Source organism: Pseudoalteromonas sp. TAB23 (assembly GCF_000498075.1).
Lineage (GTDB): Bacteria > Pseudomonadota > Gammaproteobacteria > Enterobacterales > Alteromonadaceae > Pseudoalteromonas > Pseudoalteromonas arctica.
This window is the reverse complement of sequence record NZ_AUTP01000242.1, coordinates 1-4,186: the sequence shown is the minus strand read 5'-3', so window position 1 is coordinate 4,186 and position 4,186 is coordinate 1. Positions and strand designations below refer to the sequence as shown.

5 protein-coding genes and 1 pseudogene are annotated in these 4,186 nt (G+C 41.2%); 2 read left to right on the top strand and 4 right to left on the bottom strand.

Annotation, left to right across the window (positions count from 1 at the left end):
* Positions 1-189: 189 nt before the first annotated feature.
* Positions 190-930, bottom strand: a complete 741-nt coding sequence (locus L654_RS0114670) for a hypothetical protein (RefSeq protein WP_024608306.1) — start codon at positions 928-930, stop codon at positions 190-192.
* Positions 927-1,418 carry an RNA polymerase sigma factor gene (locus L654_RS0114665; protein ID WP_024608305.1) on the bottom strand — a complete coding sequence of 164 codons (492 nt, stop codon included), beginning with the start codon at positions 1,416-1,418 and terminating at the stop codon, positions 927-929. Before L654_RS0114665 ends, L654_RS0114670 begins: the two co-directional genes overlap by 4 nt.
* A gap of 135 nt (positions 1,419-1,553) precedes the next feature.
* Here L654_RS0114665 and L654_RS1000000128710 point away from each other — a divergent pair, with 135 nt between their 5' ends.
* Entirely contained in the window at positions 1,554-2,582 is a 1,029-nt protein-coding gene (locus L654_RS1000000128710; protein WP_343223579.1) for a S8 family serine peptidase, read from the top strand.
* 4 nt (positions 2,583-2,586) lie between these two features.
* Positions 2,587-2,901, top strand: coding sequence for a S8 family serine peptidase (locus L654_RS1000000128705; protein ID WP_343223578.1), 315 nt, complete (start codon positions 2,587-2,589; stop codon positions 2,899-2,901).
* Here the strand turns inward: L654_RS1000000128705 and L654_RS0114655 are convergent.
* Together L654_RS0114655 and L654_RS0114650 are read right to left on the bottom strand one after the other, a co-directional pair.
* Positions 2,885-3,841, bottom strand: coding sequence for a surface lipoprotein assembly modifier (locus L654_RS0114655; RefSeq protein WP_024608304.1), 957 nt, complete (start codon positions 3,839-3,841; stop codon positions 2,885-2,887). The genes L654_RS1000000128705 and L654_RS0114655 overlap by 17 nt on opposite strands.
* A gap of 61 nt (positions 3,842-3,902) precedes the next feature.
* Positions 3,903-4,186, bottom strand: a pseudogene (locus tag L654_RS0114650) (hypothetical protein); the annotation flags it as partial.

Sequence of the window (4,186 nt, the reverse complement as noted above, 5' to 3'; positions counted from 1 at the left end):
TCGGCTACGTTGTTTGATACGCTTTTAAACTCGACTCGGTATTGATCGTCGCTAATTTTTTGCTCGCTATAACCTTGTGAGCCGTTATTCGCTGGGCGGTAGTCGGGCTTAGATGCGCAACCCGCCATAAGTAAAATACTGATAATTAAAATAGATGTTTTCATCATTCACCTCGCTTTATAAAAACTATTATTTGTTTAACTGCCACTTTGCACTAATTGCTTGCTGCTCTTGCGCTCTATCTAGTGGTGCGCCGCTGATCATGCTGTCTATAACAGCATCTAACTCACTGTTATTAGACGCCGTTTGATATTGCGCGCCATTATCACTTTGCTGCGCGGCTGTTTGCGCTTTAATTTGCCAACCGCTTTGCGTTTTACAAGCAATGCTTGTTTGCGTTGTATTATTTGAGCTTAGTGCATACTGCCTACAAAGCTCACCTTGCTGATTTTTAAAACTAAGCTGCGCACTAAATAGTGAGCCATCACTTTGCTCAAACACACCACTACTTAGTTGTGTGTTAAGGGCTGAGGCGGTATTGCTGGCTACTAAGTTTTGCGCCTCACGGGGTTGTAAATAGCTCGTCATTGCAATACCAAATACCACAGCAACGCTTGCTGCTATTGCTAAACTTTTATTAGCCGATTGCTTAACCTTTTGCCAAGGCGTTAACGTTACTACATTACTGTTTAACGTGCTTTTTGGAGTAGCTGTATCAAGCTTTGCAACCGTTTTAGCTAATGAGTCACTAAGTGGTGCGTCGTCAATACTTATTGCGTGCTCTTTTACTAGCATGTCTACTTTGCTAAATTCTGCAAGTCGCATTACTAGCTCATCATCGGTTTCAAGGGCTTTACGCACTTGCTCCATTTCGTGCTCACTTAGCTCTGAGTCTAAAAAGGCGCTAAGTGTTTCGTCGTTAATGTTCATACTTGCTCCTTTTTAAAGTCGGGTTTTATTAAGTTATAAAGCGTGCTGCGTGCGCGCGATAATTTACTCATTACACTGCCTATAGGTATATCTAGCGTATGTGCTACTTCTTTATAGGCCATGCCCTGCACTGCCACCAGCGATACTATGGCGCGTTGCTCTTCGGGTAATTGCTCAAGAGCTGTATTTACATGTTTAAGCATTTGTTTGTTTTCGAGTGTTTGGTGCTCATTACTTGTAATTGGCTCTGGTAAAATATCGGCCTGAGCCTTATTTTGCCTTACCTTGCGTGAGCGGTATTCGTCTATCCACACATTACGGCAAATTTTAAATGCCCACTTAGCAGGCTCAACGTCATCCGGAATGCCTTTTACTAATAGTTTTTCAATTGTTATTTGCACTACATCGTCTGCATCTGCTTTACTACCCGTTAGCGAATAGGCAAAACGCCTAAGGATGGGCAATAAGGTTTTTAGAGTTTCGTTCATTGATTTTTACCCCTTTTATAAAGAAGACGATTCAAAAAAACATTTATTCCCAAATAATCAAAATAATTTAAATAATGAAATATTTCTATGTGTTAAACGTTAACTAACAGTGTAATTAAAAATAAGTAACCTACTATGAACATGAAAAACATCCGCGTTAAACACATAATAGTCGCCTCGCTTTGTATATTTAGCGCAACGAGTTCAGCCAATATAGTAAGAGTCGATCAGGTACTTGGGCAGCTAAACCCAATAGAGCAGCGTATTGAACAAACTATAGAGCGTGCACAACGCCTGCCGCTCCCAGTGCCTGTACCACAAATATCGATTGATGAACTAAAAGCGCAAATAAGAGAGCCAATTAACAGCTTACCTAATGTGCTTAACATTAATATAAATAGCCAAAACACCGCATTTGTTGAAGTAGAGCTAGAAAACGGCTTTAGAGCTATAGAGCGCCAATGGTTATTAATGGCAAATAGCCAACAACTTAATACCCTAAAGCAGCAAAATGTAACCATTGTATCGGTAAAAAATTATAACGCACTTAACATGAGCTTAGTGCGCTTTAACGTACCCCAAGGTGTTAACTCTAAAAGTGAGTTATTAAAAGCACTTAACTTAGATGAGTCTGCAATACTTGACCGAAACCACATTTACCAAGCGCAAACAGGCGATCCTACCGCAAAAGTAACGCAAAATAAGTCTATTGCCCCCTACTGCACACAAAGTGTAAAAATTGGCATGATCGACAGCGCCATTAATACCAAACACAGTGCTTTTAAAGGCGCGAATATCACCACGCAAAGCTTTTTACCTAAAGGGTTAAGCTCGCCAAATTTACACGGCACCGCCATAGCGGGGTTAATTACAGGTAAAGGAGCAACGCTCAGCCCGCTTTTAAGCAGTGCCAAGCTTTACAGTGCAGAGGTGTTTTATAGGCAATCTGAGTATGCGCAAGGAGCTACTTTATTTGCCATAGTAGAAGCACTTAACTGGCTAGTTAGTAATAAAATACCCGTAATAAATATGAGCCTAACAGGGCCAAATAATGCAATTTTAGAAGCAAGTATTACTGCAGCAATAAAACAAAACGTATTAATTGTAGCTGCTGCGGGTAATCAAGGGCCGGCGNTCGCAGCCGCTATACCCAGGTGCGTATAAAAGCGTGATAGCGGTAAGTGCTATTGATTCAAAAAACCACATTTATAGATGGTCAAATAAAGGTGATTACATAGACTTTGCAGCCCTTGGTGTAAATGTTGTTACAAGCCAAGGCAATGGAAAATTTGGGAGGGAGTCGGGTACGTCAATGGCAGCGCCGCATGTAAGCGCGGCATTAAGTTGTTTATTGTTAAAGCATGGTAATAATAAAACCAAAGCACTTAACGAGCTTACATCGCTGGCCGTCGATTTAGGCGAGCAAGGCAAAGACACCATCTTTGGTTATGGCGCCATTTACCCACCTAAAAGTGCACTTTAACTGACGCCGATAAAACCGTCTGAGTATAGGTATTGCTGCTAAGCTTTGATTGATAATCGCCATATTCAGCCTCGGCTATTAGTGTTACGTGCTCAAATACATCTAGGTTATAAAACGCATTGACTACATTTCGGTGCTCATCTCGTGACGGTAATTGCTCAAAAAAATCATCCGTTGTTTGCTCATCATAATCTTTATTTTGATAACGCCACCCTGCCCCCACTTTGTTAGCTACATTAAAGGCCTTAAATTTGTGCGTAACTTTAGTAGTAAAGCCGTAGCCGTGAAAGTCGTATTGGTTGTCGTCAGCGTTTTCTTTATCGGCACTTATTGCTGCCATTAGCATGGTTTGGCCATTATTTATAAAATGATAAAGCGCTACATCGGCTCCTACGCCGTCGGCATTACGTGCTTTTGCAGTAGCAAAACGTTTAGCTTTGGTTTTTATACTCATACGCAAATACGTATGCGGGTTTAAAAAATGGCCATAGTAAGCACTAGCTTGATTAAAATGTAAAAATGGTTCGCCATCTACATTTGCTTTTGCACCATCGTAACGAACCCCTACCTCATGGCTATTAAAGCTGTAGCTGCCATCTAAACCATATTGATGAAGGTCTAAATCGTATTGATGAAGGTCTAAATCGTAGTCTTGTTGTTCAAACCGATAGCTTGATGTTAATTTAGCGCCTTTGGTTACTTGCCATTTTGCATTAACACCTGCTGCGGTTTTTATGCCGCTGTCGCTTTGCGACGAAATATCGTCAAGTTCCTGAACAGACAGCGCCGAGTTACTTAATACCCCAACTTCTGCATCTGCATTTAGCTCAAAGCTACTTTTAAAGGGTTTATTTTGCTCAGCTGTTTTAACGTGGTTAGTTTGTGCAAGCACCGCTTGGGCACTAAAAACACACAGTGTCGCGGTTATAACTGCTTTCATATTTATTCTCCAACAGGCCGAATAGGTTTCCCCATTCGGCATTTGTGCAAACACGCGCGTATTAAAGACCTAGGTCTAAATCGTTAGTAATGTTGGTAACTACTTCACTTGCGGTGCTAAGTGCTACATCGTTACTAATTTGATCAGTGACCGCCGCACTCACCTGCCCGCTAACACTTTGCTGTACCGTGCTTTGTAAGCTGCTAACCGTACTGTCTTGCACACTGGCAATTAAAGATTGCTGAACACTACTTACAACTTCATTACTGGTATTAACTGCATCACCTATTTGCAGTGCAGAACTCACTGAGTTTGCAGCCATATTAGTAATTGCTAATTGGTTTG

Excerpts from the sequence above, each read along its gene's own strand:
- L654_RS0114670 (WP_024608306.1), bottom strand. The coding sequence starts at position 930 with ATGAACATTAACGACGAAACACTTAGCGCCTTTTTAGACTCAGAGCTA.
- L654_RS0114665 (WP_024608305.1), bottom strand. The coding sequence starts at position 1,418 with ATGAACGAAACTCTAAAAACCTTATTGCCCATCCTTAGGCGTTTTGCC.
- L654_RS0114655 (WP_024608304.1), bottom strand. The coding sequence starts at position 3,841 with ATGAAAGCAGTTATAACCGCGACACTGTGTGTTTTTAGTGCCCAAGCG.